This window comes from Paenisporosarcina sp. HGH0030 (genome assembly GCF_000411295.1).
Classification (GTDB): domain Bacteria; phylum Bacillota; class Bacilli; order Bacillales_A; family Planococcaceae; genus Paenisporosarcina.
On the sequence record NZ_KE150422.1, the window covers coordinates 20,431 to 41,312 of the forward strand.

At 38.6% G+C, this 20,882-nt stretch carries 26 protein-coding genes; 11 read left to right on the forward strand and 15 right to left on the reverse strand.

The genetic code is table 11. The features are described from left to right. Nucleotides 1–497: 497 nt before the first annotated feature. From HMPREF1210_RS12160 to mnhG, 7 genes are read left to right on the forward strand one after another with little or no spacing between them, the layout of a single operon-like run. Nucleotides 498–2,921 (forward strand): Na+/H+ antiporter subunit A, encoded by a 2,424-nt coding sequence (locus HMPREF1210_RS12160; protein WP_016428988.1) that lies wholly within the window; start codon nucleotides 498–500, stop codon nucleotides 2,919–2,921. Further along, nucleotides 2,908–3,330, forward strand: a complete 423-nt coding sequence (locus HMPREF1210_RS12165; RefSeq protein ID WP_016428989.1) for a Na(+)/H(+) antiporter subunit B — start codon at nucleotides 2,908–2,910, stop codon at nucleotides 3,328–3,330. Before HMPREF1210_RS12160 ends, HMPREF1210_RS12165 begins: the two co-directional genes overlap by 14 nt. Next, complete coding sequence (locus HMPREF1210_RS12170) at nucleotides 3,330–3,671, forward strand: Na(+)/H(+) antiporter subunit C (RefSeq protein ID WP_016428990.1); 342 nt, start codon at nucleotides 3,330–3,332, stop codon at nucleotides 3,669–3,671. The genes HMPREF1210_RS12165 and HMPREF1210_RS12170 overlap by 1 nt, the downstream gene beginning before the upstream one ends. Continuing rightward, complete coding sequence (locus HMPREF1210_RS12175) at nucleotides 3,664–5,148, forward strand: Na+/H+ antiporter subunit D (protein WP_016428991.1); 1,485 nt, start codon at nucleotides 3,664–3,666, stop codon at nucleotides 5,146–5,148. Before HMPREF1210_RS12170 ends, HMPREF1210_RS12175 begins: the two co-directional genes overlap by 8 nt. Before the next feature lies 1 nt (nucleotide 5,149). Continuing rightward, on the forward strand, nucleotides 5,150–5,626 hold the full coding sequence (locus tag HMPREF1210_RS12180) for a Na+/H+ antiporter subunit E (RefSeq protein ID WP_016428992.1): 477 nt from the start codon (nucleotides 5,150–5,152) through the stop codon (nucleotides 5,624–5,626). Then, entirely contained in the window at nucleotides 5,626–5,910 is a 285-nt protein-coding gene (locus tag HMPREF1210_RS12185; protein ID WP_016428993.1) for a Na(+)/H(+) antiporter subunit F1, read from the forward strand. The genes HMPREF1210_RS12180 and HMPREF1210_RS12185 overlap by 1 nt, the downstream gene beginning before the upstream one ends. Beyond that, nucleotides 5,891–6,268: a monovalent cation/H(+) antiporter subunit G gene (gene mnhG / locus HMPREF1210_RS12190; protein ID WP_016428994.1), complete on the forward strand. Its 378-nt coding sequence runs from the start codon at nucleotides 5,891–5,893 to the stop codon at nucleotides 6,266–6,268. The genes HMPREF1210_RS12185 and mnhG overlap by 20 nt, the downstream gene beginning before the upstream one ends. Before the next feature lie 110 nt (nucleotides 6,269–6,378). On the opposite strand, the gene HMPREF1210_RS12195 is transcribed toward mnhG, so the two are convergent. Then, nucleotides 6,379–6,594 carry a hypothetical protein gene (locus tag HMPREF1210_RS12195; RefSeq protein WP_016428995.1) on the reverse strand — a complete coding sequence of 72 codons (216 nt, stop codon included), beginning with the start codon at nucleotides 6,592–6,594 and terminating at the stop codon, nucleotides 6,379–6,381. A gap of 317 nt (nucleotides 6,595–6,911) precedes the next feature. Further along, nucleotides 6,912–8,444 carry a leucyl aminopeptidase gene (locus HMPREF1210_RS12200; protein WP_147640349.1) on the reverse strand — a complete coding sequence of 511 codons (1,533 nt, stop codon included), beginning with the start codon at nucleotides 8,442–8,444 and terminating at the stop codon, nucleotides 6,912–6,914. A gap of 139 nt (nucleotides 8,445–8,583) precedes the next feature. Between HMPREF1210_RS12200 and HMPREF1210_RS12205 the strand changes: the two genes are divergently transcribed. After that, the gene (locus tag HMPREF1210_RS12205; protein ID WP_016428997.1) at nucleotides 8,584–9,060 is read left to right on the forward strand and encodes a divergent PAP2 family protein; all 477 of its coding nucleotides are present in this window, start codon (nucleotides 8,584–8,586) and stop codon (nucleotides 9,058–9,060) included. A 42-nt stretch (nucleotides 9,061–9,102) separates the two neighbouring features. Here HMPREF1210_RS12205 and HMPREF1210_RS12210 read toward each other — a convergent pair whose 3' ends face one another. The 5 genes from HMPREF1210_RS12210 to HMPREF1210_RS12225 all read right to left on the reverse strand — a co-directional run bounded on the left by HMPREF1210_RS12210 (nucleotide 9,103) and on the right by HMPREF1210_RS12225 (nucleotide 12,362). Next, nucleotides 9,103–9,432, reverse strand: a complete 330-nt coding sequence (locus HMPREF1210_RS12210; RefSeq protein WP_016428998.1) for a YuiB family protein — start codon at nucleotides 9,430–9,432, stop codon at nucleotides 9,103–9,105. Between the two features lie 192 nt (nucleotides 9,433–9,624). Beyond that, a complete protein-coding gene (locus HMPREF1210_RS18240) occupies nucleotides 9,625–9,753 on the reverse strand; it encodes a YuiA family protein (protein WP_016428999.1) in 129 nt (42 codons plus the stop codon). 348 nt (nucleotides 9,754–10,101) lie between these two features. Then, nucleotides 10,102–11,316 (reverse strand): NAD(P)/FAD-dependent oxidoreductase, encoded by a 1,215-nt coding sequence (locus HMPREF1210_RS12215; RefSeq protein WP_016429000.1) that lies wholly within the window; start codon nucleotides 11,314–11,316, stop codon nucleotides 10,102–10,104. Nucleotides 11,317–11,531: 215 nt separating this feature from the next. Then, the gene (locus HMPREF1210_RS12220) at nucleotides 11,532–11,894 is read right to left on the reverse strand and encodes an iron-sulfur cluster assembly accessory protein (protein ID WP_016429001.1); all 363 of its coding nucleotides are present in this window, start codon (nucleotides 11,892–11,894) and stop codon (nucleotides 11,532–11,534) included. Nucleotides 11,895–12,128: 234 nt separating this feature from the next. Beyond that, complete coding sequence (locus HMPREF1210_RS12225; protein WP_016429002.1) at nucleotides 12,129–12,362, reverse strand: NifU family protein; 234 nt, start codon at nucleotides 12,360–12,362, stop codon at nucleotides 12,129–12,131. 84 nt (nucleotides 12,363–12,446) lie between these two features. Between HMPREF1210_RS12225 and HMPREF1210_RS12230 the strand changes: the two genes are divergently transcribed. Beyond that, complete coding sequence (locus HMPREF1210_RS12230; protein WP_016429003.1) at nucleotides 12,447–12,773, forward strand: YuzD family protein; 327 nt, start codon at nucleotides 12,447–12,449, stop codon at nucleotides 12,771–12,773. 53 nt (nucleotides 12,774–12,826) lie between these two features. Here HMPREF1210_RS12230 and HMPREF1210_RS12235 read toward each other — a convergent pair whose 3' ends face one another. Further along, on the reverse strand, nucleotides 12,827–13,897 hold the full coding sequence (locus tag HMPREF1210_RS12235) for an NAD(P)/FAD-dependent oxidoreductase (RefSeq protein ID WP_016429004.1): 1,071 nt from the start codon (nucleotides 13,895–13,897) through the stop codon (nucleotides 12,827–12,829). Between the two features lie 157 nt (nucleotides 13,898–14,054). Here HMPREF1210_RS12235 and HMPREF1210_RS12240 point away from each other — a divergent pair, with 157 nt between their 5' ends. Beyond that, nucleotides 14,055–14,282, forward strand: coding sequence for a YuzB family protein (locus HMPREF1210_RS12240; protein WP_036660166.1), 228 nt, complete (start codon nucleotides 14,055–14,057; stop codon nucleotides 14,280–14,282). Nucleotides 14,283–14,314: 32 nt separating this feature from the next. On the opposite strand, the gene HMPREF1210_RS12245 is transcribed toward HMPREF1210_RS12240, so the two are convergent. Both HMPREF1210_RS12245 and HMPREF1210_RS12250 read right to left on the reverse strand, forming a co-directional pair. Continuing rightward, the gene (locus HMPREF1210_RS12245) at nucleotides 14,315–15,076 is read right to left on the reverse strand and encodes a TIGR01457 family HAD-type hydrolase (protein ID WP_016429006.1); all 762 of its coding nucleotides are present in this window, start codon (nucleotides 15,074–15,076) and stop codon (nucleotides 14,315–14,317) included. 2 nt (nucleotides 15,077–15,078) lie between these two features. After that, complete coding sequence (locus tag HMPREF1210_RS12250; RefSeq protein ID WP_016429007.1) at nucleotides 15,079–15,525, reverse strand: DUF86 domain-containing protein; 447 nt, start codon at nucleotides 15,523–15,525, stop codon at nucleotides 15,079–15,081. Between the two features lie 88 nt (nucleotides 15,526–15,613). Here HMPREF1210_RS12250 and HMPREF1210_RS12255 point away from each other — a divergent pair, with 88 nt between their 5' ends. Then, entirely contained in the window at nucleotides 15,614–15,880 is a 267-nt protein-coding gene (locus tag HMPREF1210_RS12255) for a DUF3055 domain-containing protein (RefSeq protein ID WP_016429008.1), read from the forward strand. Between the two features lie 208 nt (nucleotides 15,881–16,088). On the opposite strand, the gene HMPREF1210_RS12260 is transcribed toward HMPREF1210_RS12255, so the two are convergent. From HMPREF1210_RS12260 to HMPREF1210_RS12280, 5 genes are all read right to left on the reverse strand, one after another. Further along, entirely contained in the window at nucleotides 16,089–16,442 is a 354-nt protein-coding gene (locus tag HMPREF1210_RS12260) for a YutD family protein (RefSeq protein ID WP_016429009.1), read from the reverse strand. A gap of 14 nt (nucleotides 16,443–16,456) precedes the next feature. After that, a complete protein-coding gene (lipA, locus tag HMPREF1210_RS12265; RefSeq protein WP_016429010.1) occupies nucleotides 16,457–17,380 on the reverse strand; it encodes a lipoyl synthase in 924 nt (307 codons plus the stop codon). Nucleotides 17,381–17,586: 206 nt separating this feature from the next. After that, complete coding sequence (yunB, locus tag HMPREF1210_RS12270; RefSeq protein WP_016429011.1) at nucleotides 17,587–18,378, reverse strand: sporulation protein YunB; 792 nt, start codon at nucleotides 18,376–18,378, stop codon at nucleotides 17,587–17,589. A 38-nt stretch (nucleotides 18,379–18,416) separates the two neighbouring features. Next, the gene (locus tag HMPREF1210_RS12275; RefSeq protein WP_016429012.1) at nucleotides 18,417–19,787 is read right to left on the reverse strand and encodes a bifunctional UDP-sugar hydrolase/5'-nucleotidase; all 1,371 of its coding nucleotides are present in this window, start codon (nucleotides 19,785–19,787) and stop codon (nucleotides 18,417–18,419) included. Nucleotides 19,788–19,799: 12 nt separating this feature from the next. Next, nucleotides 19,800–20,624, reverse strand: a complete 825-nt coding sequence (locus HMPREF1210_RS12280) for a sulfite exporter TauE/SafE family protein (RefSeq protein ID WP_016429013.1) — start codon at nucleotides 20,622–20,624, stop codon at nucleotides 19,800–19,802. Nucleotides 20,625–20,882: the final 258 nt, after the last annotated feature.

Consider the following 20,882-nt stretch of genomic DNA (forward strand, 5'->3'; position numbering starts at 1 on the left):
CGCGTTTCGCGGGCACGGCTTTTGTCGCCGCCTCCACTCCAATCAACGGATTTCGCTTCTTTTTGCTTATCTCTTCATATTATTTCATTAGTTAGATGGTCGGCTATTTCTGAAGACTCCTGCGGAAAAACGAAATAAGCTAGACCCCACAGGCTCAGCTGTCATTGACAGCTGAGCCGAGGAGGCTAGCGTTTCGTCCGCGGAAAGCGAAAGAAATAGCCGACCATAAAATTTTTCGATAGAGTGCAAATAAGAACTCAATTTTTATACTTTTTTATTAATTATTATTCTTTTGTCAACAAGCTTAGCGTTTCTCTATCATGAGGAACGCTTTTTTTTTTGAATTTTTTAAGGCGTTTCTTCCTATTTATCATTGGTGGTAAAGTTAGGAGCAAACTCACTGAGTTGGCAAGAGTATCCCATGCAAACACTACATATGTACGTTATAATTGACTTTATAGTGAGAATTTGTGATTTTTCAAAAAAGGAGGATTAACTTGTCTTTTGTCTATCTTATTTTCATCCCAATGCTTGCCGCACTAGTGATTCCTTTTTTATATAAAAAAGTTCCTGGCATTCATACCGGTTGGTTTGTTTTAGCAGTACCAGCCATATTATTTGGTCTTTATACGACCTTTCTCTCAAAGGTTAAGAATGGAGAATCATTTACATCCACTTTTGACTGGATCCCTTCTTTGAACATATCTGTTACATCATACATAGACGGTTTGAGTTTGTTATTCTCTTTGCTCATTACAGGTATCGGTACATTGGTTGTGCTTTACTCAATATTCTACTTGGATAAAACACGTGAGCAATTACACAATTTCTACGTTTATTTGCTGCTTTTCATGACAGCAATGCTGGGCGTTGTTCAATCAGATCATCTAATAAGTTTGTACTTTTTCTGGGAATTGACATCAATTTCTTCATTTTTATTAATTGGGTATTGGTATAAACGAGATCGTTCGCGCTTTGGTGCATTAAAATCCATGATGATTACAGTATTTGGCGGATTGATGATGCTGGGTGGTTTCGTTCTTCTCTCAATTATGGGTGACACTTACTCAATCAGAGAATTGATTGCTTCGGCTCCAGAGCTCGCTAATCACGAATGGTTTGTATGGTCGCTTATTCTCGTATTACTTGGTGCTTTTACCAAGTCTGCACAGTTTCCATTCTACATTTGGTTACCGGATGCAATGGAAGCCCCAACTCCCGTCAGTGCTTACTTACACTCAGCCACAATGGTTAAAGCTGGCCTTTATTTAGTTGCTCGTTTCACGCCGATTTACGCAAGTTCTGAATGGTGGATTTGGCTTGTGACTGGAATAGGATTATTAACCTTGTTATGGGGATCATTCTTCGCTTTGAAACAAACAGACCTAAAAGGCATTTTGGCATTCTCCACAGTAAGCCAACTCGGACTGATTATGTCTTTACTTGGAGCAGGAGCGATTTCATTACACACAGGAATTGAAGATGATAATTCCATCTTTAAATATGCTGCTTTTGCGGCCATTTTCCATTTAGTGAATCACGCCACATTTAAAGGCAGTCTGTTCATGATTGCGGGCATCGTCGACCATGAGACAGGTACACGAGATATTCGAAAACTTGGTGGCCTAATGAGTTTAATGCCAATCAGTTTCACCATTGCTCTTATTGGAAGTTTTTCAATGGCTGGCCTCCCTCCATTTAACGGTTTCTTGAGTAAGGAGATGTTCCTTTCTGGAATGCTCTCCATTCCAGAGTTTGATTTTTTTGCTTTTGATACTTGGGGGATGTTGTTCCCTATCATTGCATGGATTGCAAGTGTGTTCACATTTGTGTATAGCTTTTATTTTGTATTCCGCACGTTTACCGGGAAACACAAACCAGACCTTTTACCAAAACAAGCACATGAAGCACCTATTGGTATGCTCATTTCACCAGCTATTTTAGGGTCACTTGTAGTAGCTATATTCTTCATCCCTAATCTCATTGGTGACGTTCTGGTAAAACCAGCTGTCGTGGCAATACAACCATTTCTTTACTCTGTCCCAGAAGATGTAGACATTCACATCGCAGCTTGGCATGGGCCGAATGCTGAATTATGGATGACAATTGGCATTGTAGCTTTGGGTTATCTTCTTTATGCAACATTGTCCAAATGGCAACCACTGTACAATAAGTTCCCACAAGGTTTCACTTTAAATCGCCTGTATGACTTCATGATGTTTTTAAGTGAAGTTGGGACAAACCGTCTGTCAAGAATTTATATGACTGGTTTCATACGCTCATATTTAGTGTATATGTTTACGGGAATTGTACTTCTGACAATTGGTACCGTTTTCATTAAGGATGCTTTTGAGGTCAGTTTTGCCACTGTGGCACCGATACATTTTTACGAATTGGTTATCGTCCTTGTATTGATCGCTGGGACATTGACCATTTTGTTTGCTAAGTCCCGACTGACCTCCATCATAGCGTTGGGTGCAGTAGGCTATTCTGTTGCTCTATTCTTTGTCATCTTTAATGCGCCAGACCTGGCACTAACCCAATTAGTCATTGAAACAGTTTCCGTTGCCCTGTTCCTATTAGCTTTTTATCATTTACCAAAATTAAATCGACACGAAAACCGGATGAAATTCCGACTGGCTAATGCACTGGTTGCAATCGGGGTAGGCGTTACTGTTACCATTGTTGCACTATCTGCCCATTCACAAAAACTTGTTAGTTCCATTTCATCTTATTATGAAAAAACGGTCTATACAGAAGCCGGTGGCGGAAATATTGTAAATGTAATTTTAGTTGACTATCGTGGATTTGATACTTTATTTGAAATTGCGGTTCTCGCAATCGCGTCCCTTGGAATTATTGCGATGATTAGATTGAGACTGACGAAAAAGAAAGAGGTGAATCGAATTGAAGACCAATGATGTCATTTTACAAACAACTACAAAGATCATCTTCTTTATCATTTTTCTCTTTTCGATTCACATTTTCTTTGCTGGTCATTATACACCCGGTGGTGGGTTTGTAGGCGGTTTATTGACTGCAAGTGGTATCGTTTTGCTACTGCTTGCTTTTGATTTGAAAACCGTCACCACTGCTTTGCCGATCAACTATACAGTAATGACCGCAATCGGATTACTATTGGCATTAAGCACAGCTGCAGGATCTATTTTCTTCAATGTTCCGTTCTTTACACATGCCTTTGATTATTTCGAACTTCCATTGTTGGGAAAACAATCGTTACATACGGCCATGTTGTTTGATACTGGTGTATATTTAGTAGTCGTCGGTGTTACGATGACCATAATTCAATCGATTGGAGCTGATGATTGATGGAAATTATCATGTGTTTTGTCATCGGTTTTCTATTTATGGCCGCAGTTTATTTAATGCTATCTAAAAGTCTGTTGCGTATTATCATCGGTACCGGCTTACTCAGTCACGGGGCGCATTTACTGATTTTGACCATGGGTGGACTTGGAGGTTCCGCTCCTCCAGTTGTCTCCCCTGGCGTGACAGATTATGCAGATCCTTTGCCTCAAGCACTTATCCTGACTGCTATTGTCATTAGTTTCGGTGTGACTGCATTTTTCTTGGTACTTGCATACCGAGCTTATCAGGAATTAGGCACTGATAATATGAATTTAATGAGAGGAACTGAAGATCATGATTAATTTGCTTTTGTTCCCCATCTTGCTTCCTTTTTTCTTTGCCATGATTTTAATGCTTTTTCCAAAGAAAATACTTGCACAACGAGTAGTCGCTTCTGTTGCACTTGTCTTGACCTTTGGGGTAACTCTTGTACTTCTTTTTAAAGTGAAAACAGATGGTATTCAAGCCATAACACTCGGTAGCTGGCCTGCGCCATTTGGAATCACAATGGTTTCGGATATGTTATCCGTTTTGCTCGTCCTGTCTTCCACATTGATCACCCTTTTTGTTGTATGGTATAGCTTTTCATCAATCGGAAAGGATCGAGAATCCTATTTCTACTACCCTGGAATTTTGTTCATGTTAACGGGTGTGAATGGCGCATTTACCACAGGCGACATTTTCAACATGTTCGTATTTTTCGAAGTATTACTTATGTCTTCCTATTTGTTAATTGTACTCGGTGGAGAAAAAGAACAATTACGAGAATCCATAAAGTACATTTTGGTGAATGTCATTTCATCTGCTTTATTCGTTGTCACTGTCGCTTATTTGTATTCGGTCATCGGCACCTTGAATATGGCAGATATTTCAGTGAAAATCGCACAAATCGATCAACCGGGAATCATCACGGTCATCGCTGTATTATTCCTACTTGTATTTGGATTGAAAGGTGCAATATTTCCACTTTTCTTTTGGTTGCCTAGCTCATATGCAGCACCACCAATTCCGGTATTGGCCTTATTCGGGGCATTACTGACCAAAGTAGGCGTATACGCCATCATGCGTACATACACTCTGTTTTTCACGTTTGATCAAGGTTTTACACACGAAATGCTGATGATACTTTCAATCCTGACGATCATTGCCGGATGTATTGGTGCATTAGCTTACTTTGATGTAAAGAAAATCATCATATATAACATAATTATTGCTGTAGGAGTCATTTTATTTGGTGCATCCCAAATGAACGAAGCATCTCTAATGGGCTCTGTATTTTATTTGATCCATGACATATTGATTAAAGGGGCTTTGTTCTTATTAATTGGTGTCATCATTGCTATAACTGGCACATCTGATTTAAGAAAAATGGGTGGACTGATTAAAACTTATCCGATGCTTGGATGGACTTACTTAATAGCGGCATTTAGCTTAGCCGGTATACCACCTTTGAGTGGATTTATAGGAAAATTGCTTATTGTACAAGGTGGATTTGAAGCAGGGAATTTGTGGGGAAGTATCTTGATTTTACTTTCAAGTTTAATTGTTTTATTATCTGTTGTCCGTATCTTCATTTATGCATTCTGGGGTGAACCGGCTCATATACAACCTCTTACAAAACAGCATTATCGCGGATTATTTATGCCTGCAGTCATTTTAGTAGGAATCAGTGTTTTATATGGTGTAGGCTCAGAGTGGTTGGTTCCTTATATGAGTGATGCTGCAAATGTAATGCTAGAACCCGCTCTCTATATAAAAGCTGTTTTAGGGGGTGCGTAAGATGGCTTTTCAAATCATGCTAAACTTTTTTATTGCCTTTCTTTGGATGTTTTTGTCCGTCTCGTTTAATGCTTCCACGTTTATCGTCGGATTTTTATTAGGGATGCTCATGCTATGGATTATGAAGGGTTTTTTTCCGGGACGTTTCTATATGAATCGCGTGTGGGCTGTTATTAAATTGATTATTCTATTTTTAAAAGAATTGATCATGGCTAATATTCAGGTTTTGGTGTTAATTATTCAACCCAAGATGCCAATCAAACCTGCCATTTTTGCACTTCCAATTGTTTTAGAAAAGGATTGGGAAATCACGCTTTTGGCAAGCTTAATAACTCTGACACCTGGTACCCTTGTTATCGACGTATCTGAGGATTCCAAAATTTTATATATCCATGCATTGCATTATGATGATGCTGATGAAGCAATCGATTCGATTAAAAACACATTTGAAAAAGCCATACAGGAGGTGAGCCGCTAATGATGGTATTCTTTTGGGTCATAGTCGTACTGATTAGCCTGTCCATGTTGGCTTTTATCTATAGATTAATTGTCGGTCCTACTGTTCCTGATAGAGTTGTAGCGCTGGATTCATTGGGTGTTGCACTAATTTCAATGATAGGGATATTTTCTATTCTCGTTGATACCAGCTTTTTCCTTGAAATCATTTTGCTGCTCGCTATATTAGCATTTATAGGCACAGTGGCTTTCTCTAAGTTTTTAGAGAAAGGAGAGATTATCCAACGTGATAACGATCATCGCTAATATTCTTATCGTATCTAGTATTGTTTTTGGGGTAATTTTCATTCTTGTCACCGCAATTGGCTTGATTCGCCTGCCTGATGTATATTCCCGTACCCATGCTGCTTCCAAAAGCGCTACGCTCGGGGTGATGTTCATCCTGCTAGGTGTATTCCTCCACTTTTGGTTAATTGAAGGCCATATTAATACACGTATTCTGCTAGGCATTGTATTTTTATTTATCACAGGTCCAGTTGGTGGACATGTCATCGGCCGCTCTGCCTATTTATCAGGAGTTAAACTTTGGGATAAATCAGTGAAAGATGAATTGGCTCCCGTTGTAGCTGAACGAAGAAAAAAACATGAACAAAGAAATGCTTAAAGCGCCCAGAAAGGCTGGCGCTTGGATCTAAGCAATAAGAAATGTATAAAGCACAAGGTAATAATAAAACGCTTTTGCTCCTCCCCTTCTGGGACAGCAAAAGCGTTTTTTTAATAGCCGTATGGATAATATGGATAGTATGGATAATATGGATATTGATATGGGTATTGGTAATACGGATAAGGTTGATAATAAGGTTGATTAAAGAGTGATTGACCAAGCAAACTTCCTGCCAAACCTCCTAAAAATGGACCTCCAAAAAAGCCTAGCCCTCCAAAACCCCTGCCAAATCCTCCAAATCCTCCACCAAAATGCCTGCGATTCATATGTCCCCTCCTCTCTTTCCTAACGTATGAGAAAAAGAAAGTGTGACATATGTACATAGCCTATTAGCTAGAACTCCAAATAAAATCAGGTTCTTTCTAATATTAAGACCTTTAACAATGATATTCTGCTTCGATTAGGTCCAAATAGCTTTTGGTCTAATCTGTCCTGCCCAAAACTAGCAGTGAAGGAACGAGTGAATTTTCACTTTTCCAACTATGCACTACTCCAATTCACAAAAAAAGCGACCAGTTTATAAAAATTGGCCACTTTTCTATAGAATATTATGCTTTCTTAATTTACTTCTTAGAGCACTATATTAAGAATTTTCTTCTGTATTTTCCAAGCTCATCCGTTCAATAAGGGTCGCTAAGGAACGAACCATCGCACCAGTTCCACCTTTTGGTCCTAGATCGTGAGCAGCACTTGCATCTGATGTACCTGCGATATCCAAATGGATCCAAGGGGTATTTTCAACGAATTCACCAACAAATCCTCCCCCGAAAATCATGTGCCCGTCGCGTCCCGGTGAATTGTTTAAATCGGCTACATCACTTTTCCGAATTCGTTTCTTGTCACTCTCAGTTAATGGCAAACGCCAAACAAACTCACCTGTTTCAACAGTAGCTTCCAAGAATGTTTCAAAGAATGTTTCGTCGTTTGTCAATGCACCCGTTTTATCTTTCCCCAGTGCGATAATTACGCCACCCGTCAACGTTGCAACATCTACAATGTAGTTAGCTCCTTGTTGTTTTGCGTATGTGACGGAGTCTGCTAACACAAGGCGTCCTTCAGCATCCGTATTCAGGATTTCAATCGTTTTTCCACTTAAAGAAGTAATAACATCATCAGGTTTGAACGCATTACCTGAAATCATATTATCCGTTGAAGCAATGACTGCTATGACGTTTTTGTTCGGGCGTGTTTCCCCGATTATGCGCATTGCACCTAAAACAGCTGCAGCCCCCCCCATGTCACCTTTCATGCCTACTAAGCCATCCTTAGGTTTAATGGAATAACCACCTGTATCGTAAGTAATCCCTTTCCCTACTAGGCCTACGACATCGTTCCACTCTTCATTTGCACGGTATTTCATAACCATTAATCTTGGTTCTTCTGTTGATCCTTGGTTAACAGCCAAAATCGCACCCATACCGAGTTCTTCCATTTCTGCTTTTCCAAGTTCTTCATATTCAAAATCATACGTTTCTGCCAATTCTCTTGCGTATTCTGCCATATTCCTAGCGGTCAAAACGTTTGAAGGCATATTAACGAGAGTACGTGCTTCATTTACTGCTTCTGCATACACTTGTCCCACTTCAAAGTAAGCTAAAATTTCTTGTTCATCCGAATTGGTCAGCAATTCAACATGGTCTAGGTATGCGTCAACTTCATTTGAAGAAGTCTTGTAATTTGGCACTTTATAAAGTCCCATTCCGATGCCTTCTGCAGATAGGTAAGCCGCATCTTCAATTTCGATATCCTCATTGATAAACGAATCCAACCAAATGGAGACATTTGATGTTTTGGAAGCAACAAGTTCTTTTCCGATTGTTCCAAAAATTTCACGTAAATCATCTTGCTTCAGTGTTTTACGATCACCAAGCCCTACAAAGAAAACACGTAAAAGTTTGCCATCTTGAAGTGTTGGTAATTTAGTCAATTTCTTGCGATCAGTCGAGACATCGCCAGTTTTCAACCATTTTTCTAAGGATGAACCGTAGAAAGAAACAAAGTCAGACCATCCTTGTGTGTTTTCAGGATGTTTATAAGTACCTACGATTAATACTTCAGTTTGTACATCATTAAAATTAATACCTGCAACGTCTACTCTCACAAAAAACCCCTCCATCTATTTACATTCGACTTCTATTATATACGAATATGTTACGCTTTTCGAATTATCTGTCATCTACTAAGATTACGCGTTTTAGAGCCCTATAGATGTGGTATACTTTACTAAACAATTCAACACGAAAGGGTGGACCACTATGGACATTCTTACAAATATTCCACTCCTCGCAGCCTTATTCGGAATCATATTTGCTCAATTCGTAAAAATCCCAATCACCTATTTAGTAACCAAGAAAGTCGATTGGAAACTTTTCACTTCAACCGGTGGTATGCCAAGTTCTCATTCAGCAGCTGTAACAGCTTTGACAACAGCGGTTGCTTTTGAAACCGGTCTCGGTTCACCTTTATTCGCTGTATCCGCCATTTTTGCAATCATCGTTATGTTTGATGCTTCAGGAGTTCGTTTCCAGGCAGGTCAGCAGGCAATCATTATTAACCAAATGCGTATTGACTTTCAGATTTTTGTTAATCAATCTAAAGAATGGGCACATAAAAAAGATGAAGAAAAGATTGAAGAGCTGAAAACACTACTTGGACACAAACCGAGCGAGGTTTTTATGGGCGCTTTAACAGGAATTTTCATTTCCATAATCATTTATGTATTTCTCGTATAAAAGAAGCAGTGGATCTCCTTTGAGAGCTCCACTGCTTTTCTGTTAAAACATTTGATATCCATTTTTACGTAACATTTTGATGACAATTCCTGCAATGATCGCACCAACCAAGCCACTAGATAAAACTAAAATATCCGCGAAATGAAGTGCCATTAATTTTTCCCCAAGTGCTTGAAATGCCATAACAGGCGCTGTGAAATACTCGAAAAAATCCACTTCATCGATAATCAAGATAACGACTATTGGATAAACAATTGCCATTAACCATGTCATGCGAAGTAACATATTGAGTAAAAAACCAATCCCAAAAAACATTACTAGAAATATTAATACGGATAACATAACCGTTACAAGTGTAAAATTACCGTCCATTGAATTGTTCCCTCCATGCGTTCCTTTCAACAGTTTACATGATTGGTATGTTCCTTTCAATATCCATGTGAGTTGTTCAACGGACTGTAACATGTTGAAGCACATAAGAAGCTTAAGGGATCGTCCATATTACTCATTAATGCCAACAAAAAAGGTTCTTTTCGAATTATTTACGAAAAGAACCTTCAGAGTCTACTTTTTCCTTCCAGAACCTGCACAACACGAACACGTTTCAGAACCACCAAGACGTAATTGGAAATATCCATTTCCTTTACAATATGGGCATTGATTGGCTTTAACATCCTTTTTGTAAGTTGTCATATTGACCATCTCCTTTTAATTCTTAATATTCTGATAATATAACATACAGGAAATCCTCTGTAAACCATACATCATCTAAATGTAAACGAATACATTAAATATTATCTCTATTTTGCTTAATTTTACTCCTCTTTTCTCATTCTTTCAAAACCATAAGCTCCTTCAACTGCTTCATCCTATATATGCATTACCCGCCCATTAATTACTTAAGTTTCAGCCTTCTATTTTCTAGAGAATCCTCATTACTCATTTAAATCCTTCAAATATTTCCGGTTTGTTAGAAAACCAACTCGGTTAGATTGAAAAAACCCATCTGGATAATCCAGATGGGCGAAATTTAATCTATTATTAAAGAACGTTAAATTTACCTTTTTTCACAACTAGTGAAGGACCGCCAATCATGAAAAGAGAACGGTTATCAATTACTTTTTTCATAAATGATGCCTTTGTGCCTGTAATTTTTTTACCGAAAACTACACCGATTGCGTCATGTTCACCAAGTGAACAAACACTACCTTTTAAATCAGGTACGAATGTTTCTGTTTGTTCTCCATTGATTAAAGCGATAAGGTTTTTCGCCACTGTCACACCTTGTTGCATTGCAATTTGTGCTGTTGGTGGGTAAGGACGGTTTACTTCTTCATTAATCAACAATGCGCAGTCACCAACGATAAATACATCATCATGACCTGGAGCACGCATATCTTTTTCAACTTTAACGCGGGCACGCATGTTTTCAATGCCTGTTTGTTCGATTAAACGGTTTCCGCGAACGCCTGCAGCCCAAACGACTGTACCAGCTTTCACAAATTCAAACTCGTCTTCACCTTTTTTAATTTTCACACCTTCAGGAGTTGCTTCAACAACTGGTGTTCCAATTGAGAATTCAATTCCTTTTGCTTGTAGGTGACCAACTGCATATTCAACCAATTCTGGATCAAATCCTGGTAATACCATTGGTGCAGCTTCTACACAAACAACACGTACTTTTTCATGTGGTACATCGAACTCTTTGCAAAGTTCAGGAACTCTGTTACCAAGTTCACCTAGGAACTCAATACCGGTAAACCCAGCACCACCAACAACGATTGTTAAGCGGCTATCATCTTTTACGTCTTCCATTGACCAAGTAGCGAATTGATATTCGATATGCTCACGGATTTGACGAGCTGCTTTTACATTCGCAATCGATAAAGCGTATTTATCTAAACCTGGAATCCCGAAAGTTTCGCCTTCGAATCCAAGACCGATTACTAGGTAGTCATAAGAAAACACACCGTTATCAGTTGTTACTTGTTTCCCAGGAATATCGATTCCTTCTACAGATGCTTTCACAAATTTTACTTTATCTGATTTAATTACATCTGCAATGTCATAACGTACTTGATCTGGTCTTAATGTTCCTGCTGAAGCCTCATGTAACCATGTAGATTCATAATGATAATCATTTTGGTTAATTAATGTAATATCTGCTACGTCAGGTCCAATGTTTTTTTGTAAGTTGACTACTGTTGCTAAACCGCCATAGCCGGCGCCTAATACTAAAATTGTCGGTCTTTTCACGAAGATCGAAACCACCTTTAAATAGTTTTATATTTATTCGTTTAGTCAAAGAAAAAAGAAGTATTTACATACTTCAAGTAGACTAAAGCGAATTTGTCTCTTTTTTCGACAAATGTACTATCCTCTATAATATACCTCTTAGGTTTTGATTTCAATATAATCCTGCCAAGAGTAAAAGGTTTGAATTTACAGAAAAAGACCAAAAATTGGTTGTCTTAACAATTTTCTGGTGTTCCTGTTTTGCTCGCTGTTCGGAATGATGAACCGCAACCACAAGACGCAATGGCATTTGGGTTTTCAATAGTGAACCCTCCACCCATCAACGATTGCTTATAGTCAATTACGGTACCATTTATGATGGCTGCATCTTCACTCGATACCAGGATGGTCAAGCCATGCTGTTCCAGTGTAATGTCTGAATCTTTCTTGTCGTGTTCAAAACCCATCCCATATGAAAGACCACTACAACCACCGCCATGAACGGCTACCCGTAAAAAGGAACCTTGCTCGTCATTATGACTCATCATTTCTTTAACCTGGTAAGCTGCAGCTTCTGATAATTCGACAACATGTGTCATCCGTTACACCTTCCTTCTATCATTTATGATACCAATTTTGCTCAAACACATACAACTAGAACAACTTAATTTGACTATCGATATAACCAACGTTTTGGGTATAATGAAAAAAAGATAAGTATAAAAAAGGAGCCTCTTAAGGCCCCAAATTGTTCAGCATAAAAATCAACTAGCATTATCAGCTCGTATTGTATAACTACAAGTGACAGTGCAATGCAATTTCACTTTTAGGAATTAAAACACTTGTTCAACTTCCACAACACCTGGAACTTCTTCCAAAAGAGCTCTTTCAATACCTGCTTTTAGTGTTATTGTAGAACTTGGGCAGCTACCACATGCACCAAGAAGACGAAGTTTGACTATGCCATCTTCGATATCGACAAGCTCACAATCTCCACCATCGCGGAGTAAAAATGGACGTAATTTATCTAATACTTCTTGAACTTGTTCTGTCATTGTATCAGTCATTTATTTCGACCCCTTTCCTTATAATTATTATAATGTGAAGAGAAGAAAAAATCCATCAGTACATACGAAACGGAGAAAATTATCATGGAGAAAAAATTAGTTTCAATTGAAATTTATGGTGCAGATGTCGTTTGTGCCAGCTGTGTAAACGCACCTACATCCAAAGATACGTACGAATGGTTGCAAGCGGCAATCGATCGTAAATACCCTAATCATCCTTATGAAATAACCTATATTGACATTGAAAAACCAGTGGATAATGAACGACAACAAGAAATTGCCACTCAAGTATTGGAAGAAGAATACTTTTTCCCACTCGTTTTAGTTGCTGGAGAAGTGGTTGGCGAGGGCTATATCCAACTGCAACCCGTTTTTGTTGAACTAGAAAAACATGGTTTTATCAGTAAATAAACAAAAAATGAGACCTGAAAGTTATATTTCACTTCCAGGTCTCTTTCTATTCATCATCCGTTATGCCACTTGTACATCCATAGCACACCAGATTTTAGTAAACGTGCGATACGTCCAGTGACTGTACGGTCTGCCAAGTAAGCAAAACCTTGTTTTTTCCCTAAAGAACCCAAGAATCCTTTTAGTTTGATTTCAGGCATCGTTTCAGGCAGCTCTTTACCTTTCCAACGTGCTTGAAGCACTTCAACAATTTGTTCCGCTTGTTCTTCCGCAACTTGTGCACTTGGCGAATATGGCAACGCTGCACAGTCACCTACCACATAAACATGTTCATCTTCGGGTAAGTTATGGTATTGAGACAACACAACACGCCCAATTGAATCAGTTTCCGTATTCATGTTTCTCACAGGAGCGACAGGTTGAATACCTGCTGTCCACACCACTGCATCCACTTCAATCGTCTCTTCATGGTTATGCAAAACAGTTGGCTCCACTTTTGTGATATTAGAATTACTGACGACTTCGACATTGTGGGTATCAAACCATTTTTTCACGAAATTACTTAATCGTTCCGGGAAGTCACGTAAAATACGTGGGCTTCGATCGAACAATTTAATTCCTAAATCCGGACGTGATTCGCGTAATTCGCTGGCAAGTTCGATTCCACTTAATCCTGCTCCGACAATCCCGACAACAGATCCAGATGGCAATCCACATAGTTTGTTAAATGTTTCACGTGAACGACCTATCGTTTGAATGCTTAACGTGAATTCGTCTGCACCAGGCACACCATGGTACTTGTCTTCACAACCTAATCCAATTACTACATCATCATATGGGATTTGTATGTCATTAGAAAGCACGACCATTTTTTCTTCACGGTTGATTTCTACGACCTCGCCATAGACCATTTTCAAACGTTCATGTTCTGGATAGGATACTCGGACTTCCTGGTCAGGAACAGTACCTGCTGCCAATGCATAAAACTCTGTTTTCAAACTATGGAATGGTGTACGGTCCACTAATGTAATTTGTACATCTTCAGGTAAATTATTATTTGGCAGTAAACGAAGCAACATACGCATGTTGCCGTATCCACCACCCAGTAAAACTAAGTTTTTCATAAAAAAATCTCCCTTGAGCATTTTATATACAGTCTATCTCTTTACGTTGTAAGTATAAATCATTGTGAGAAGTTTCACAATAAGACACTCGGATTGACGAACGAAAAAAAAAAGAGTAGCATGGCGATGTAGCGAGGTGAAGAACGTGTTTAATCCAATGGTAGAATTTTGTGTCAGTAATTTAGCGAATGGTTCGCAAAAAACGTTTGAACAATTAGAACGAGACCCAAATTTAGACGTTCTGGAATACGGGTGTTTAAGTTATTGTACAAAATGTGCTGAATCTTTTTTTGCAGTTGTTAATGGTGATGTCGTAGAAGCTGATTCGCCAGATGAGCTTACTAAGAAGATTTATGAATATATAGATGAAAATCCACTTTTTTAATACTCAGGAGCTGCGTAGATGCAGCTCCTTTTTTATATGCATTCCACTAAATTTTCAAGAGTTACAGTTGGACGTTCTGGTTTCAGCAATGCTTCTTCCGTAGAAGTCACACCCGTATTGACGTGAATCGTGTCAATTCCAAAATTTATTCCCGCCATAATATCGGTATCATAATTGTCTCCAATCATCACCATATCCTCTTTTGAATACTGATGTTCAAGCTGAATCATTTCAAGCATATGACCATGCGGCTTTCCTATATAAATAGGTTCAACTCCAGTAGAACTTTGAATCAACGCTGTAAACGCACCATTACCTGGCATCAAGCCTCTTTCATTTGGGAAAGCACGATCACTGTTTGTAGATATAAACGTTGCTCCTTGTCTGATGTCCAGACTGGCCTGTGCAATTTTCTCATATGTGATATCCCGGTCGATTCCCATCACAAACACTTCTTTCGAAGAAGGCACTATACACACTCCTTTCTCAAGAAGTGATTCCCTCAATCCACTTTCCCCAATCATTGAAACTTCTTTTCCAGGGTAGTGAAGTGCAATGTACTTCGCTGCCGCCAAAGCAGAAGTCATAATATGACTGCGCTTTGCTATAATCCCAAAGCCTGCAAGCTTCGATAGCACTTGGTCCGGTGTCTGAGAAGCATTATTAGTCACAAAAAAAGGTTCTATTCCTTGGTGTTGTAAATGGTGAACAAATTGTACTGTTTCTTTTATCGGCTGTTTACCACGATAGACTGTTCCATCCAGGTCAATGCAATAACATTTATAAGTTTTCATGCTTAATCCTCTGGTAAAAATGCAGACACTGGCCCAAGTTCATGCGTTAAATAATGCTCAATACTCGCTGGAAATTGTCTTAACTCCTGGAAATTTGATTGCAATATAGTTTGCACTTCCTTATGATTAACGCTCATAAAATCTCGCACCAGCATTTTACGAAGTCCAATTACTTCTTTTAGAGGTGCGTCCATCTCAACAGATATCACTTTTTCGTCAGTCAATATGTCAATGATGTCATCATAGCTGCCTGGGTCTCTCATAATGAAGCCGTCTATCATGGAATTCCCAACATCAATCATGGACTCGATAATGTTTTGAGCAATTCGCTCCAATGCCAATTTTTCAAATTCATTCATAGAAGAATTCACTGATGTCTCCAGCATTTCCATAAGTGTTGTCATATACTTCAATGTATGATTAATTTTTTTTCGGTCTACAAAATACATAAGGTTCCCTCACTTTATCAGTTCTAAGTTGATTGTCTTTTCCATCCTATAGTACCATAATTGCTAGGAGTGGAAGGAGAACTGCCAAATGGAACGATTTTTCTTATATGATGATGTGGAAGATACAAAAACGAGATTTGTTAGCTTTACAGGTGAGTCTCAACGATATGATTTAGCAATTTTGCAAAGTAGCCGTTTTTTCGGAAAAGTACTCGTAATGGATATTCAATATAATCGTTTTGCTATATTGGGCTCTGATGATTTAGAAGAAGAAGGTTATTTGGAACATGTCTATAACCGCAACGAAGAAGAAGCCGCAGAACTACGCGATTATTTGCAGGAATTATTAGGCTAAGCATTCATTGTTGATTTTATAAAAAGCAGGAATCTTTGCCCCTTTCCGCGGACGAACTATCTTTGCACCTAGCAAGCCCCAAAGAATATGGTCAAAGGTAGTTTTGATCATATTCTTTGCGACGAGTAACCGCAGGAGTAGCACTTTTGAAGAATGAGACACACATCGATAACGTTTAACTGAGTCTTAGGATAAGAAAAAACCTCGATTAGGATGATGGAACATCCAAATCGAGGTTTTCTGTTTGTGGTGTTTCTTCTATTGCAGCTAAAATTGCTACCGGTTTTGCTGGTCCAGATTTTTTTAATATGAAGTACGCACATCCAAAATTACAGTATTCATACAAATAATCCTGTAACGTACTGACTTTCGTATCATAAGTCGCTTTTTGATTTTTATCATCAAAGAAACCTTTCAGGCGAAGTTGTCCATAACCCCAGTCGCCCAAAATGTAATCATATTTATTTAAAATTTCACTATAACGATCTTGAAAAGCCTCTTCTTTAAATGCTTCCCGATAATCTATCAGAATTTCATATTCCCATCGATCGATTGTAATCATCAATTCACGCTCCATCAACTTGTTGTGAGAGTTAATTGCTCGTCACCAAGACGCTGTTTTTCTTTTGCTGCTGCATTTACCTGTTCATCCGCATGGTAACTGCTACGAACCAATGGTCCCGCTTCACAGTGTGAGAAACCTTTGGACATCGCAATTTTACGTAGTTCTCCAAATTCGAGCGGTGAATAATATTTTTGAACTGCAATATGTTTTTTAGATGGCTGTAGGTACTGCCCAATTGTCATAATATCCACATTGTTTGCTCGCAGATCATCCATTACTTCAATAATCTCTTCTTTTGTTTCACCTAGACCCACCATAAGAGAAGATTTTGTTGGAATATCAGGTTGCATTTCTTTTGAACGACGTAAAAATTCTAGTGAACGATCGTACTTTGCTCGTGCACGAACTCTCGGTGTTAAACGACGAACTGTTTCTATATTATGGTTTAAAATATCAGGTTTTGCATCCATCAGCATTTGTAGATTTTCCTCTATCCCACCCATATCAGAAGGCAAAACTTCGATCGTTGTGAATGGGTTTTTGCGACGAATGGCACGCACAGTTTCTGCGAATACAGCAGAACCACCGTCTTTTAAATCATCTCGCGCAACCGCGGTTACGACGACATGTTTTAGATTCATCATGACAACTGAATCTGCTACACGTTCTGGCTCTGCTAAATCAAGTTCATTCGGTAAACCCGTCTTAACTGCACAGAAACGACATGCACGTGTACAAATTGCACCTAAAATCATGAACGTTGCTGTACGTCGAGTACCCCAGCATTCGTGAATGTTTGGGCATTTCGCTTCTTCACATACAGTATTTAAATTGTTTTCACGCATCATTTTCTTAAGACCTTTATAATTGTCATTCGTATTTAATTTAATCTTTAACCAAGCTGGTTTTCGAATATGTGTTTGTTTAGTTGTCATGATTGTAACCCCATTCTTTTCAGACTATGTAGGCAAGTAACTCACTGTTGTCAATGTACCATATTCGAACACGTCCCACAACCTTCTCTGGAATCAAAAAATAAAGCTTCTCTGTGTAAGAGGAGCTTTATTTTTGCTTTTAATTTTGAACCAGCATGCATCTTAACTTACCGTGATACCTCTCCCTCTGGTCTCTTTGTACGAACTCATTCAGGTGGTGGTGAAGTTGGGGCTGCTGGGGGCTGTAATGGTACTTCTACTGAAGGTTGAGTATTTCCTTCACCTTTTGTATAGATCTGAGGAACCTGTCCTCGGATGATTCCTAGTGCAACAGGTATTTTTCGTTTAATTTTCGTCGATTTAGTTGCCAGCGGCACAATGACTTGTACAGTGACCTCAATAACAATGCTCACGTCAACCATTGCATTGTTAATTCCAAACTCCGTGATTTCGTATTTTACGTCTGATTGCACATTGCCGATCACATGGAATCTTATAGGAATTTTTGGTCCCAGATTACCAAGAAGCGGGATATTCGTTGCTTGACCAAGCGGTACATAAAACACAATTCCACCGTTATCTTCCATTGCCTGTGGATCATACTCGATGTCATCTAAATAAGGTAAATTATCCAAGTTCCCTTCTTCAGCCTGCTCCAAGTGGGTTTGCACCAATTGACTAGTTTCCGCCTGTACCCGATTGATGATATCCGTCTTGAACTTCGTCGTTACCATATTGGGTTGGTCCGTTGGTATTTCTTCAATTATATCATTTACATCCATCACATCAGCAGTGCGTGAGTTGATTGCTTTACTTACGACAAGTGAGGCAATTTTATTGGATTGAACTTCTGCATAATCTAAGTAAATTGGAGTCAGGCGAACGTTGACGAGATAAAACATTAAAGCAACGGAGATCACGATAAAAACAAATAGCAAAGGAACAATGTTATTCCCTTTCCAATAAACTGACCTTTTTGATATTTTACGTAATCGCACAAAAAAAGCCTCCTAGGTCATGTTACGACCAGGAAGCCTCAATTATTCCTATATTCGTTCTTTTGACCATATGCAATTAGAATGTCACGAATGAATTCTGGCATAAAGTAAGTCTTTGGCAATTCTTTGAATGCTGGAAAGAAATAACCAAATGTGAACATATCAAGAGTTGCCAATCGAACCTTGACTGTAGGTTCAATGAGACGCCCACGTATAAACAAATCATCCTCAACTACTTTAAATTGATGGGTAATCATTTTACCCATCACTACCCCACGAAAGCCCAGTCCTTTAATTTCAAGATTTGGCCAGCTTTCATTTAACGACAAGTTGTAAATATCTTTTAATTGTTCTCCAGTCAGTTCAATGACACAAGGGTTGATTGGATGAGGCATCATTTGGTGAATATCAAAATGTGATATTTCTCCTCTATGTAAGTCCGTTAAGAACAAGCCTGCATTGAACAGGGCACATTCGGTGTTACAAAATGTGGTTAATGCGTTCCCAAAATAAGTCGACAAAGCGGAATCCTTGAACCATTCTTTTGGAAGATGTTCCTTTTGGTAAAACGCTGGAACTGATAAAAGGTTTTTGCCCACATTGACCAAATTATTTAGAAATCCTTCTTCGTCGACACTTTCTTGCAATTCATTTGTATCGTACAAAAGTGCATGTTTCTTTATAACTTCTTTCTTTTCCAAATCGTATTCTAGAGTCACATGCCCTACGTAATATCCAAACTTGCCAGCGGCTGCTAACAGGGAACGATTGACCAGCTTTCCTTCATGTAAAATGTGGTGCGTGTGTGCCCCAAAAATGACATCAATTTCGGGAAATTGCTCTGCCATTTCTTCATCTGCTTGAATCCCCAAATGAGACATACAAATGATGACGTCAGTTTCACCTTTTAGTTGCTCAATATGGGCTTTTAAAGCTACAAATGCATCCGTTACTCGCCATCCGAGCTGTTCATAAAACTGAGTGTATTCAGCAGTTAGGGCTGTCACACCTATCTTTGTACCATGCATCGTTGTAAGAAAAGTGGTTGGCAATAACCAATTTGGAACTTCCCCATTTTGATTAAACAAGTTTCCTACCACGACTTTAAATTGTGCATCTTCATAAAGATTTTCTAATTCATCGTATGACAAAGTTATACCTTCATTGTTACCTATAGTAGCAACATCATATAGAGCTTCATTTAAGAGATTCACATTTCCTTTGCCTAGTGTTCCTTCCGTGAAAATATGGGAACGGTCGATATGATCTCCCAAGTCTATCGTGAAACTCGATTCGCCTTCTTCAACATGCCATTTTTTTCGTGCTGTCACGAGCTCATGAATACGTGGCCAATGCTGAAAATGACTATGTAAATCATTAGTATGATAAAAATGAATGGTTTCAATCATTTGGCCAACTCCTTATCCCATCAGTCCTGCAGCAATCGAGCGAACACCAAGTAATAATAAAATTATACGCAGAGCAAATACCAATGTTTCCGATTGGATACGTTGATTTAAGTTTGCTCCTATTTTGGCTCCAATATAAGCAGCCGGTACGACTGGAATTGTATATAACCATGGAACATTCCCCAGCGAAATATGGCTGGCTGAGTTAACCAAAGCGGATAAGAACACCATGAACATGGAAGTTCCGACCGCAACGTGTGGTGGGAATAAGAATAGTAAAATCATGGCTGGTACAATTATGGACCCACCACCTATCCCAAACAATCCAGAAGCGAAACCAATTCCGCAGGTCAATAACAGTGCGAACCATACAGGATATCCGTATATGTAATTTTGTCCGTTAGCATCTGTGAAAGTCTTTTGCTTACCGTGTTTCACAAACCACTCTACAGGCTTTAAATATTTCCGAACCATTAATATGGTCGAAATAATAATCATTAAAATGCCAAAATACAAATTAAATGAAGGCAAATCCAAACCTTTGTTCACCCAAGCTCCTAAAATCGTTCCTGGAACACTTCCAGCAAAAAAGATCAGACCACTGCGGTAATCAACTGTTTTGGATTTCATATAGGTCAATGTAGAGGCTAGTCCCGTAAAAATCATCATAATAACAGAAAGTCCAACGACATTCTGAGGAGTAATTCCTGGAATCAATCCAAGTGTTCCACCAATATAAAGAGTCGCAGGCACCAGAATGATCCCTCCACCTAAACCAACCAATGCACCCACGATGCCAGATATCAATCCCACAATTACCAATAAAACATATTCCATTAACAATCTCCTTCAAACATTTCTAGTTGCTTTAATGCCAGTCCTTCATACTGAATTGGGAAAAAATATTTGCAAGAATTATTTTTTGAAGGAGAAAAACATGAATATACGAATCTATCCTTGTGGAATTTTTCTTGAAAATCTTTCCTTTATCATATCCTTAGATTACATAGCTTTCAAACATTCACACTCAAAAAGAATATCAACAAACGCTTAAAACCTTGCATTATTATAAACTATAAAAATTTATTCGTTTTG